Below are 12,710 nucleotides of genomic sequence, written 5' to 3'. Positions count from 1 at the left end.
TCAATTCACATTCTAAGTATGAATTTTACAATGTTAGCGACCTATTAAAAGGAAAGGTACAACAAGTTGCAAATTAGAATTACCGCAAATGAATAAGTATGCATAATCGTGACAGCATCATTATTTTGTGCTGAGCTAACCCAAAACTTACTGCTTACTGTTTATTCACTATGGATTTAAACATCTCTGACCCTATTACAAAAGAAAACCACTACAAAATTTGTTTTGTTTGCTTAGGCAATATTTGTCGAAGTCCTACAGCTGAAGGCGTTTTTCAGCATTTAATCACTGAAAGAGGGCTCGGAAATTATTTTGAAGTCGACTCGGCAGGAACTTCTGCATACCATATTGGGGAGTCAGCGAACAGCAAAAGTCAGCAAACAGCCAATAAGCACGGCATCAAACTCTATTCAAAAGCGCGCCAATTCAAAACTTTCGACCTGGATTATTTTGACCTGGTGCTTGCTATGGATAACGAAAACCTGAAAAACGTTGAACATATGGCCAATGGAAACGAACACGCAACGATTGGCCGAATGCGCGATTTTGACCCTCACCCGGGAGATGGCGAAGTCCCCGACCCCTATTATGGCGGCCCCGAAGGGTTCGAGAATGTCTTCCAAATTGTGAAACGCAGCTGCGAAACACTGCTCGATAAATTAGAACAACATATCATCCAATGATTCCCGATTCTCTTTTATCTGAACTCGAAAATAAGCTCGATCAAACAATTGAATCTCAACGCCGGCTTTCCGGCGGTAGCATCAACCAGGCTGCCAAAATTACGCTTAGTAATGGCCAGCCCTGCTTCCTTAAATGGAATACTTCGGCTGATCCCAATATGTTTTCTGTTGAGGAAAAAGGACTCGAACTGTTACGCTCAGCAAATACAACGATTCATATCCCCACCGTTTACGCAACAGGAGAAACAAGTGGGAGCATTGGATATATGGTCCAGGAGTTCATTGAGGAGGGACAGGCAAAAAATGGCTCTGCTCAACACTTTGGCCAACAACTCGCAAAACTGCACAAAAAACAGCAAGAGCAGTTCGGGCTCGATCATAACAACTACATCGGGCGCCTCCCACAATCCAATAAAAAACATGATGACTGGATAACATTCTTTATTGAAGAACGGATGGACCCCCAACTTAAAATGGCAACAGATTCGGGAAAACTGGGATCAAAAACAGTCTCACAGTTCCAATCAATGTATAAACGCCTACCAACTATTTTCCCAAAAGAACCAGCCAGTCTTCTTCATGGGGACCTTTGGAGCGGTAACTTTTTTTATGATCAAGAGGGACAGACTACGATATATGACCCTGCTGTTTATTACGGACATCGAGAAATAGAACTGGCCTTTACCCAACTTTTTGGAGGGTTTTCATCTGCTTTCTATAATGCGTATAAAGAAGCCTACCCACTGCAGCCAAATTTTAATCAACGAAAAGATATTTATAATCTATACCCACTGTTAGTACATACCAACTTGTTTGGAGGAAGTTACGCGCAACAGCTCAAAAGAATTGTACAACGATTTTAATTTTTGTAGAGTTACCCAGTATATGCACTAAATAGATCAAAGAATTATGAGCTCAGAAAAACCATCTATTATTAGCTTGGTCCCCAGTTTGACTGAACTACTTATTGATTTGGGACTCCATGGCCAGCTCGTGGGACGTACCCGCTTTTGTGTACATCCCAGGGAAAAAGTGGAAAACATACCCATCGTCGGCGGTACTAAAAATCCCAGGTTGGATAAAATTCACAATATCGACCCCGATTACATCATTGCTAACAAAGAGGAAAATCGCCCGGAGGATATCAATCAACTAACAGCTGATTCTGAGGTTATTATAACAGAGATCGAAACTATCGAGGATGCTCTCATCGCTATTCATAACCTTGCACAAACTTTTAATGTATCTGAAACAGCCGAACAGCTTATTACCGATATCCAACAGCGGCTGGAGGAGCGTCCTGATGAAACCGAGCTGCGAACGGCCTATATGATTTGGAAAGATCCATGGATGTCTGTAGGCCACGACACCTACATCAACGACGTGTTGGAGCACTGGAACCTACCCAATGTTTTTAACAGTGAAAGTCGATACCCCACTTTTGAGCTTGAGTCACTCAAAAGCTATAACCCCGATCTTGTTTTACTGAGCAGTGAACCCTATCCCTTCAAAGAAAAACATATTGCAGTGGTAAAAGAAGCCTGCCCTGCTGCACGGGTACTCGTGGTAGAGGGAGAATGGTTCAGTTGGTATGGATCACACATGAAGCACGCCTTTGGACGCCTTAACAGCTGGCGCAAAACTATAGCTGATTAATATTTTTGAAAAGCTGATCGGAAATTCAATTTATTGTACTATATAGGCTACGAACTCGTTACCAAACGTATGAAAAATCTTTCATCTAACATTTATTCTTTCTTTGCCATTGCTGTAATGGCATTGCTCTTTTTTTCTACTGATTTAATGGCACAAGATCAGCAGATGGTGGAAGAGAACACCCGTATTAATGCACGGTCAGCTTATATTGATGGTCTTGCCGCATTCGAAAATGAGGATTACCAGCATGCCCTCGAGCTACTGAAATCAGCATATGTAAAACTTCCGGATCATGCCGGGGTCAACTACGCTCTTGCTGATGCTTACCTGATGGTAGACGATATCACCAATGCCGAATATTATGGAAAACAAGCTGTAAAGCTGGCACCTGGCAATCCGTGGTACCGCCTTAAACTAGCGCGGTTATATCGTGACCAAGGGAAAAATAACGCTGCTATTACTGAACTGAAGGAAGCCCTAGAGTATAATCCCAATAATGAAAATTTGCTCCATGAATTGGCCCAATCCTATGGCGATTCCAAACAGCTCAAGAAAGCAAACAAAGTATACAGCAAACTACTATTCCTTGACGGAGAGGACCTCAATGTACGATTGGAACGGCTGAGAAATTTTAATGACCTGGGTATGCAAGATTCTGCCATCACTGAACTAAAAAAAATACGTGACCTTGATCCCAATAATATTGCAACCCTGCAAGTATTGAGTAATCACTACAAAGAAATGGGGAAGTTAAAAGAAGCCAAAGAAGTGCTGAATAACGCGCTCCAGATAAATAAACGAGATACCCAAACCCTCCTTATGCTTTCCAATATCTACATAAAAAAAGCACAGTGGGACAGCCTCTCAGTTCTTTTATCCGATGTTGTTGTTGATTCTACTATTGACAAAGCCACCAAACTTAACGTTGGCAGATACCTTTATTCAAATTACAAATCTGATCCTGATAATCATAAGCTACAACAGACGACTGCAACCGTTTTAAAAAAACTAATGAAGACTGAGCCTAACTATGGTGGTGCCCAATCGTTAGCTGCTGACTTTTTTCTCCAAACAGGACAAACAGACTTAGCCCTGCAAGCATACAAAAATACCACAGACCTTACCCCAGCGAACGATACCGCATGGCAGAAACGACTTCAATTACTACTTCAACAGGGAAGAGCAAAAGAAGCCATCCTAGTTGGTGAACAAGCCACAAAAGCGGTACCTCAAGAACCCATCATCTTATATTTTCTGGGGAATGCTCATCTTTTACGCCAAAATCATCAAAAAGCGTTAGGTTACTTAAAAAAAGCAGAAAAGTTACCCGTTCGTCGCTCTCTTAAGACAAATATTTTGGGTGCTATCGCCAATGCATATGCGGCCTTAAAGCAATGGGACAATGCTTTCTCGCATTATGAACAGGCTTTGAAGATTGAACCGAACAGCCCCGGCCTGCTAAACAACTATGCCTATTACCTTTCCTTGCAAAAGAAAAACCTTCAAAAGGCCGAAAAAATGGCAAAAAAAGCCATTCAACTTGCGCCAAAAAACCCATCTTACCTTGATACTATTGGATGGGTATATTATCAAAAGGGGGAATTCCCAAAAGCAGAAAAGTATATTCGTGCTGCTCTTGAGACAGGAGAAGCCAGTGCTGAAGTTATGGAACACATGGGAGATGTGTTAAAGGAATTAGGCGATATATCAGAGGCCCGTCAATGGTGGCAAAAAGCATTAAACAAAGATTCAACACGCACTCATCTTAAAGACAAAATTCCTGAAAACGGTGAATAAACGGTTATATCTAACATTACTTTCCCTGTTCATATTGGGATTGGTTTCCTGTACTACACCCCGAAAAATAAGTAAAGAAGGGTATCAAGTGTCACAGATTAAACCATCTGTAGTTGTAAATAAAATTCCTGATTACCGCTCTACATTGCATGCTTTAACAGGGGAAGGACGTGCTATCGTCAGTGAGCCCGGCAACACTGAACGGGTTACGATTATTTTTATGAGTAATAGATCTAAAAGCTTGGTTAAAATTCGTAACGGGATCGGCATAAAAGGTGGAGAACTGCTTACCGATGGAGATACGCTGACAGTTTATAATAAGATCGATAAATATGTACGCAAAATAGCTGTCCGCAGTGGTAATCTTCAGCGGATTAACAAACTGGCTTCCTTAAATATATTACAGCTTATAAATTACCCATTCACACCTGATGAAGTATCAGATGTCTTTGAAAATGAATCTTTATATAAACTTGCTCTTTCATCCGGTACCCTAATTTATATTGATAAAAAAAGCTATAATATTCGCCAAATTGAACAACCCAATAACACTACATTGCCCTATTCCAAAATCCAGTACGATGCCTACGGAACGGTAGGACGGTTCACCCTTCCCCGAAGAATTAGTATCTTTGGCGCAGAGAAAAAATCAAAAATCGCATTACAACTTACTTCACTTGATTTAAACCCCGATTTAGGTAACTTACACATTAACTACCCAGACGACATACCTGTTTATCATCGATGATGAATACGCGCCGCTTTTACATATTAGCTATTTTCATTTTACTGCTTTGTGCCTCAACTGTTTTTGCCCAAGATTACAGGGCAATGCGCAAAAAGGTAATTGAGAAACAAGAAGAAACGCGCAATAAAATCCAGCAGCTTTCCAGGCAGATAGAAAAATATGAAGAACGGATACAGCTGGCCGATAAAAAATATGAGACCTTATATCAAAAGTATCAGGATCTTAGAAATCTTATTGCCCTTCAAGATCAAAAATTGGAAAAGCTCAGAGATGAACGAGCACAGATCAAAGAGGAACTACAAATAACCACCCGATCTCTTAAAGAGAAACAGGATAAGCTAGAAAAGCTGGTTACAGATCATAAAAAAACCTTGGATTATTTGTATAAACACGGACGAACCTCTCAGTTGGCACTTATTTTCTCCTCCTCTTCAATTAATCAAATGCTGGTTCGCTCTTATTACCTAGAACAATTTAATGACTTTAGAGAAAAGCAGGCTCACCAAATCCGAGAAGCACAAAAAGAGCTAAAGAAAACAAAAGAACAGCTTGTTGAAGCACGTCAAAAAAATGAGCGCACACTCTCCAAAATTAAACAGGAGAAAAAGAGGCTGGCCGAAAAAAGAAAACAGCAAGCTAAAAACGTAGCGCTACTTCGCGAAAACAAACAAGAGCTGAAAGAAGACCAAGAACAAACGAAAAAAAAGCTGAACAGCTTTAAAAAAGATCTCAGTAAGTATATACGAGAAGCAAAAAAGCTTCGAGAGAAACGTTTAAAAAGCCTTGAGGCTGAGCGAAAGCGTAAGCTGGCTGCAGCTAAAGAAATTGAAGATGAAACCAAACGGGCCAAAGCAGTAGCAAAGTATTCCAAACCTATAGAAAAACGAAACTTTATGAGTTCTGAAGAACTCAAAAGAGTGGAAAAACAGTTTGCCCGACAAAAAGGACAGCTACCCTGGCCGGTAGACAGTAAAACAGTAGCCGAACATTTTGGTACCCGCCGCCATCCGGTATATGGAACCAAAACCCAGAATCCCGGAATTGAAATTGTAACAGACCCTGAGGAATCGGTACGTGCTGTTCATAAGGGGTACGTTATCGCCATTCAACCCTTCCAGCTCTATGGTGATGTTGTGTTAGTAAAGCATGGTCGCTTTATTACCGCTTATGGAAATCTAAGCCAGATAAACGTTCACAAGGATCAGATTATACAAGAAGGTGATGTTATCGGACTAGCAGGTGATTCTTTTTCTTCACAAGGCGAAAGCCTCTTTTTCCTTATCCGTGAAAATAATGACTTTTTAGATCCCGAAAAGTGGCTGCGCTCCGATGCTGTATCAAGCACATATTAACTCTGGCTTTGCCTCTCAATTGTTGGTATTTTAACCTTCATATTTTCTTTAGCAAAAAACTGAGCCTCGACCACCAATTATAGACTATAATACAACCTTTCCATGATAAACTGGCAACGCACTTTCGCTTTTGTAACAGGCTCCATCGTATTTGGACTGGCTATTATCCTGCTTTCCCATAACTACATTCAATATGTAGCTGCCGAAGGCAGTACCGGCTACCTCTTTCTATTTGGCTTTGGATTGGTGTACCTAAACCTCAACTTTGGGTTTAGCCGTCGCTTTATAATGAAAGCAGTTAATATCAATTGGGTTTGTTACCTGATGGCTTTCTTTACTATTCTGCCTACGATCTTTTGGGTCTATACGAAAGACGTTGGCCTGGCCGAAACAGAACTACTCTTTGTACTTACAACAATATTTTCAGCTTTCCTGGGAGCTTTCTTTGGCATTCGTCGCGGAGTGGTCAAACGAACTAAATATGTGCAACAACTGAGAGAAGAAAAGGAAGAGTTACCTGACTCTCTTAAACGTCCACATGATGACCTGAACATCAATTAATATTCCCACATCCCCTAAAAAGCTTTTTACATAATAAAAGCTACATTTTTCTTATAGTATAAGAGCATCCTAAATAAATCTTTTTATACTATGAGAAATATTACCTCTTTTTTAGGTTTTCTAGTTCTTCTGTCTTGCTTTACCTTTTCGTCACAGGCCCAAGCTGATAGGGTTACCGGTGAACCTTTTGCCACCCGCTCTGAAGTTATTGGCCAAAATGGAATGGTAGCGACCAGCCAGCCTTTAGCGACACAAATTGGTTTAGACATACTTAAAAACGGTGGCAATGCGATTGATGCCGCCATTGCTGCTAATGCTGCCTTGGGATTAATGGAACCCACAGGTAGTGGCATTGGAGGCGATCTCTTCGCTATTGTATGGTCGGCTGAAGATCAGAAGTTGTACGGCCTCAATGCCAGTGGGCGTTCTCCAAAAGGCCTCTCTTATGAACAGTTGAAAAAGGAGATCAACGAACGCGATAGTGAAGGCATACCGGCCTATGGCGTGCTTCCTATTTCTGTACCCGGTGCTGTTGACGGCTGGTTTGAGCTTCACAACAAACTGGGCAATATGTCGATGGACAACCTTCTTGCCCCTTCCATAGAATACGCCCGCAAAGGGTTCCCTGTTAGCGAGCTAATCGCTTACTATTGGGATATCGGGGCACGCATCCACAATGACCGCCCCGGTGCATTTAAAGAGGAAATGACTATAAACGGTGAAGCTCCCGAGAAAGGAGAAATCATGAAACGTCCTGAACTTGCCGATACCTATGAATTACTTGCGGAAAAAGGGCGCGATGCTTTTTACAACGGCAAAATAGCTGAAATGGTTGATGCCTTCATGCGTGAAAACGGAGGGTATTTACGCAAGAAAGACTTTGAACAACATACCTCTACATGGGTAGATCCTGTTTCGGTTAATTATCGGGGTTATGACGTCTATGAGCTTCCCCCCAATGGACAAGGAATAGCAGCCTTGCAGATGCTACAAATACTCGAAGAGTTTAACCTCAGCGAAATGGGTTATGGTAGTGTAGAAGCGCTCCATACTATGACCGAAGCTAAAAAACTGGCTTTTGAAGATCGGGCAAAATTTTATGCCGACATGGCTTTTTCAGACGTCCCAGTTCAAAAGCTTATCTCAAAAGAGTATGCCCAAAAACGTGCAAAAAAAATTGGGAACTACGCTTCTCGCAATATAAAGCCCGGTATGTCGGGCCTGGAAGAAGGTGATACTATCTACCTGACTACCGCAGACAAAGAAGGTAATATGGTTTCCCTGATTCAAAGTAACTTCAGGGGCATGGGATCAGGAATTGTGGTGCCCGGCACAGGATTTGTATTTCAGGATCGAGGCGAACTGTTCTCTATGGATCCCGATCATGCCAACGTTTATGAAGCCGGGAAACGACCGTTCCATACCATTATACCTGCTTTTGTAATGAAAGATGGTAAACCATTCATGAGTTTTGGGGTTATGGGAGGAGCGATGCAACCACAGGGGCATACCCAAATAATTACTAACATAATCGATTTTGGAATGAACCTGCAGGAAGCCGGGGATGCTGCACGCTGGCGTCACACCGGATCTACTCAACCTACCGATGCTGCTAATGAATACTTGCAGGATACAGGTACTCTTAACTTGGAATCAGGCTACTCTTATAAAACCGCCAGAGAGCTAATGAAGCGAGGCCACGATGTTGCTTTTGATGTGGGCGGTTATGGCGGATACCAAGCCATCATGTGGGATGCCGAAGAAGGGGTCTATTATGGGGCCTCAGAATCTCGGAAAGATGGGCAAGCTTCCGGGTACTAATCTTTTCTTTTTAAATAATTGATGCCATCACAAAGAAAGTGATGGCATCAATATACCTAAGGTTTTTATCTTTTTTACAAGCTCTTAGTTAAAGAGGTAAAAATCGAAACCAATATTTGTCTGGAATGACCTAGAATCTGCTTTAAAGATACGACTACTTTCCCAATCATATCCCACTTCTGTAAATACACCAAAGCCATTACTGATTCGAACAGCCAAACCGGCACGCAATCCAAATCGTACTCTGAATCCTTTTGAAACTTTTTGGGTATTAGCTAATCGACCTACTCCCAGGTTATTTCCAAATAACGAATTTAACTGAACGTATGGCTGAAATTGGTCTGAGCGAAATGGATAGGCACGAACAACAGGTCCAAGCCCCCAACTTCCAACACCAAAGTTGGAATCATCGCCCCCGGTAAAAAAACTGGTCATCAGCTGATATCCTACGCCAAGGCGTTGCGACATCATACGCACATTCCGATATACAAATTCCAGTTCGGAAGTTCCATCAAACTGAAGAGTATCACTTTTTTTATAGGTCAAATTGCTAAGCTGGTGTAAATTTACGGTTAATCCATGAATACCCACATCAGAACGAAGCAACTTAAATTGATCTTCCTCAGAAGCGGCATTATCAGTTTGGGCAGCAACAGGATTACAAATAACAACCGACAGCAGCATAACAGATGCCACTATTCCTAAATAACTGTAAAACGAATCAAATACTTGCTTAATCATGTGCGTCAATTTGTTGGTAAATTCTATTAGAAAAGCATTTAAACGGCCTGTAAAATTGCCTAATAATTTGTACAGTTACAATAACTGACTTAAATCAATAATGTTGCCACACAAATCAGCTATATATGGGACAATATTTGAGGTCAATTCATCATAGATATTATGATATAATGAGTACGTATCAAACAAAAACAGTTCAAGTCTGGATAAGCATAACCTTATAATATAGATTTTTGGATTGGTCCAGGGATTTCTAGCTTTTATTTATATAACCTATGAATATTTTGCACACATAAATCAGCTTATGTTAAAAAAACTATTCTTCCCACTTATATTATTTCTTTACTGTTCCTTAACCTCCTATGGACAACAAAGAAACTTTTTTCCTGATCGCCTTATCATCAAGTATAAATCAGAACAGCAACTTCAAAACCTTAACACCAAGAACCGACAGAAGCCCAAAGAAGCTGTAGAAAAGGTACTCTTTAACAATGGCATGCGTACTACCAAACCTTTATTGAATAAACAGTTACGCCAAAATATTCAAAGGAAAGGCCTCTCTTCGGGTAATGAAGTATTAAGAATACAAGAAGTGTTTTTTAATAAGGCAATTTCTCCACTCTTGCTGGCACAGAAACTTAGTCAGATGCCCGGTGTAGAGTATGCTGAACCCAGATATGTTCGGAAAATGAACTATGAACCGAACGATCCAAACCTGGAAAAATTTATAGACACCCATAATTTTAAAGATGCTTGGAATCTGAGCAAGGGAACACGGGAGGTAATTATTGCCATTAATGATGGAGGGGTGGGATATACGCACCCCGAACTAGACGCAAATCTATGGGTTAACCAAGATGAAATCCCTCCTACCCTACAATCCCAGGTAGACCAAAATAATGACAACACCATTACCTCAACCGAAATCGATACCTATTTAAATCAAAATGGAGAGGATTACAATGGGGATGGAAGTATAGACTTAAAAGATGTATTTGGTGACAATTCACCTTTTATGGATAACCTCGATACTGATAACAATAGCTATACTGATGATATCTTTGGATGGGATTTTTGGGATTCAGGCACATCAGCTAATACCATTGAACAAGATAATAACCCTATCCATGATGGTACCGACCACGGCACACATGTGGCCGGGATCGCAGCAGCAGAGACCGACAATAATACTGGAGTAGCAGGTGCTGCTTTTACAGCCATTTATATGCCTGTCAAAACCGGTGGTATCCCGGATGATCCAAGCACCCCTGACACCGATGAATCGAATTCAATTGGATTTGGGTTCGAAGGAATTATTTATGCCGCAGAAAATGGAGCTGATATTATTAACTGTAGCTGGGGCGGTAGCGGGGCCTCAAAAGCTGAACAGGATATCATAAACCTAGCCACAGAGATGGGGGCACTTGTTGTGGCAGCATCCGGTAATGATGCAAGTCAAAAAATTGGCTTTCCTGCAGCTTATGACAAAGTACTTAGTGTTGGATCTGTTGAATCAAGCAACCTTGTGGCAAATTATTCTAATGTCGGCTATAAGTTGGATGTGCTGGCTACCGGAACTGATATTCTTAGCACTTCATTTAACAGCACGCTAGTTACAAAAACAGGCACCTCGATGGCTACCCCGATAGTAAGCGGACTTGCAGCACTTGCTAAAGCTATCCACCCTGGCTGGAAGGCTGAGCGTATAGGCTTGCAAATACGTTCCTCGGCAACATTTATTGATGATATAAACCCCCAAGATTACCAATATAAACTTGGGCATGGTTCAATTGATGCTTTTCACACTCTTAACACTGACTATCCCGGCATAAAAGTGATATCTCGACAATTTATGGACACCAATGGAGATAAACTCACGCTTGGAGAGAACGGTACAGTTAAGGTAAAATTGGCAAACCTCGGAAAAAGCACCACTGCTTTAAATGCAACGCTCAATGCCATTACCCAAGACGGCATTGAAATAAATAATGACACAAAACAGCTAGGCTCTATTGCAAATGGAGATACAATAAGTATCAGCTACCCCATTACGCTAAGCAATAGTTTTGATCTCAGTCAGACCCCTACTTTTAAACTAGACCTTACTGATTCAAATCAGGGGTATACTGATTTTCGAATATTGCAGTATAAAAATCTTTTATACGACATTGTGGCTGCCAACAATGTCAAAACCTCACTTGCAGGAGATGGTACCATTGGATTTACGGATCCCCTTTCAGGTTCAGGAGGTATAGGCTTCATTCCCCGGATACCCGATGGCACCGGGGGATACCTGGAAACAGATAACCTCCTTTTTGAAGGCGGGCTAATACTGGAGATGAACGGTGATATTATTGATGCGAGCCGAGCAGAAAATGGGCTTTCCAAAGATTTTATCTCTCAACAAGTATTTATACCTGAGCAAATCTTTAATGGAATAAAAGGCACTGCTCGTTTTACTACCAAGACTGATACTACAGGCAATGCAATAATTGATTTAGAAACTTATTCGTTTGATGAGCCAGCACTGAGTAATGTTGTATTTCTTAAATACACTATCCAAAATCCTTCTTCTTTTGCCCGTTTGGAAAACCTATATATAGGTCTCTTCAATGATTGGGACATCGGTGATTCCGGGAATAATAGTATTAACTATAGCAAATCAGATAGCATACTGTATCTCTCTGAGGCCTCTCCATCTTCTACGGCCCCAATTGTTGCAGTAGCTCACCTTGGTCCTATATCCAGCGTTTTAGCCATTGATAATACAATTGAAGGCAGACAAGACTCAGTCACCTTTGGACTGTATGATGGCTTTACAGATGCTGAAAAAAGTATTGCTTTAAAAGCCGGAAAAATGAGAACAGATATTGCAAACACTGATGTTTCGGCAGTTACTGCATCTGGCCCTTATACCCTGAATCCCGGTACAGAAATTACTGCAGGATTTATTTATGCTTTTGGGAATACAACCACCCTACTGAAGGATCAGATTTCAGAAGCACGCTCCCGAAATCTTTTTGAGGTATCCCCAACTGGTACGGCAGTGGCCGATAAAATACCCTCAGAGACCAAGTTATTTCAAAATTATCCCAATCCATTTCGTAAAGAAACGAATATTCACTTTAACCTGGCGACTCAATCCAAGGTTACTCTCACTGTATTCGATGTATTAGGTCGAAAAGTACGCACGCTCAAAAATACCAACATGGATGCAGGGCCTCGGTTTGTACCGTTCGAAGCAAAGAACCTAAGCAGTGGTACCTATTTTATTCAACTTAAAACGAACAATGGCACTCAATCTATACCTATTACTGTAATTAAATAACTAGGCTTTTGCGAAGTCCGATA

10 protein-coding genes are annotated in these 12,710 nt (G+C 41.1%); 9 read left to right on the top strand and 1 reads right to left on the bottom strand.

The genetic code is table 11. From position 1 onward, the window contains the following. Positions 1-170: 170 nt before the first annotated feature. The 8 genes from FCN14_RS10925 to ggt all read left to right on the top strand — a co-directional run bounded on the left by FCN14_RS10925 (position 171) and on the right by ggt (position 8,618). Positions 171-683, top strand: coding sequence for a low molecular weight protein-tyrosine-phosphatase (locus tag FCN14_RS10925; protein ID WP_171032896.1), 513 nt, complete (start codon positions 171-173; stop codon positions 681-683). Further along, positions 680-1,546 (top strand): fructosamine kinase family protein, encoded by an 867-nt coding sequence (locus FCN14_RS10920; protein WP_138431322.1) that lies wholly within the window; start codon positions 680-682, stop codon positions 1,544-1,546. Before FCN14_RS10925 ends, FCN14_RS10920 begins: the two co-directional genes overlap by 4 nt. Before the next feature lie 46 nt (positions 1,547-1,592). After that, the gene (locus FCN14_RS10915; RefSeq protein ID WP_138431321.1) at positions 1,593-2,339 is read left to right on the top strand and encodes a helical backbone metal receptor; all 747 of its coding nucleotides are present in this window, start codon (positions 1,593-1,595) and stop codon (positions 2,337-2,339) included. A 69-nt stretch (positions 2,340-2,408) separates the two neighbouring features. Beyond that, entirely contained in the window at positions 2,409-4,136 is a 1,728-nt protein-coding gene (locus FCN14_RS10910; protein WP_138431320.1) for a tetratricopeptide repeat protein, read from the top strand. Between the two features lie 88 nt (positions 4,137-4,224). Further along, positions 4,225-4,884, top strand: a complete 660-nt coding sequence (locus FCN14_RS10905) for a DUF4292 domain-containing protein (protein ID WP_171032895.1) — start codon at positions 4,225-4,227, stop codon at positions 4,882-4,884. Beyond that, the gene (locus FCN14_RS10900) at positions 4,881-6,236 is read left to right on the top strand and encodes a murein hydrolase activator EnvC family protein (protein WP_138431318.1); all 1,356 of its coding nucleotides are present in this window, start codon (positions 4,881-4,883) and stop codon (positions 6,234-6,236) included. The genes FCN14_RS10905 and FCN14_RS10900 overlap by 4 nt, the downstream gene beginning before the upstream one ends. A gap of 102 nt (positions 6,237-6,338) precedes the next feature. Further along, positions 6,339-6,797 carry a hypothetical protein gene (locus tag FCN14_RS10895; protein WP_138431317.1) on the top strand — a complete coding sequence of 153 codons (459 nt, stop codon included), beginning with the start codon at positions 6,339-6,341 and terminating at the stop codon, positions 6,795-6,797. Between the two features lie 90 nt (positions 6,798-6,887). Next, positions 6,888-8,618, top strand: coding sequence for a gamma-glutamyltransferase (ggt, locus tag FCN14_RS10890; protein ID WP_138431316.1), 1,731 nt, complete (start codon positions 6,888-6,890; stop codon positions 8,616-8,618). 84 nt (positions 8,619-8,702) lie between these two features. Here the strand turns inward: ggt and FCN14_RS10885 are convergent, their stop codons facing one another. Beyond that, positions 8,703-9,359, bottom strand: coding sequence for a hypothetical protein (locus FCN14_RS10885; protein ID WP_138431315.1), 657 nt, complete (start codon positions 9,357-9,359; stop codon positions 8,703-8,705). A gap of 304 nt (positions 9,360-9,663) precedes the next feature. Here FCN14_RS10885 and FCN14_RS10880 point away from each other — a divergent pair, with 304 nt between their 5' ends. Further along, positions 9,664-12,687, top strand: a complete 3,024-nt coding sequence (locus FCN14_RS10880) for a S8 family serine peptidase (protein ID WP_138431314.1) — start codon at positions 9,664-9,666, stop codon at positions 12,685-12,687. Positions 12,688-12,710 lie beyond the last annotated feature (23 nt).

This window comes from Fodinibius saliphilus (assembly GCF_005869845.1).
In the GTDB taxonomy this organism is placed as follows: domain Bacteria; phylum Bacteroidota; class Rhodothermia; order Balneolales; family Balneolaceae; genus Fodinibius; species Fodinibius saliphilus.
This window is presented reverse-complemented; position numbering and strand designations above follow the sequence as displayed.